The following is a 219-nucleotide window of genomic DNA, read 5'->3' on the forward strand; positions in this document are numbered from 1 at the left end:
CGTCCACCCCCAGACCGGCGGCGGCTTCCGCATCGACGACCCCACCAACGGCCACCACATCGTCGTCAACCCCCAAGGCACCCACACCCACAACGCCATCCCCCTCGGCACCACCCACGAACTCGCCCTCCGCCCCACCGGCCCCGGCCCCGTCACCCGCGTCGACCCCCACGGCGCCACACGCGGCCCCGTCACCCTCCACGGCACCGACTTCCACGT

1 protein-coding gene is annotated in these 219 nt (G+C 74.0%); it reads left to right on the forward strand.

Annotated elements, in window-relative coordinates:
* Positions 1 to 219, forward strand: a 219-nt coding sequence (locus IF99_RS31515; RefSeq protein ID WP_037828420.1) for a hypothetical protein, incomplete at both ends; no start/stop codon positions are given.

This window comes from Streptomyces sp. NRRL F-5630 (genome assembly GCF_000719475.1).
Lineage (GTDB): Bacteria > Actinomycetota > Actinomycetes > Streptomycetales > Streptomycetaceae > Streptomyces.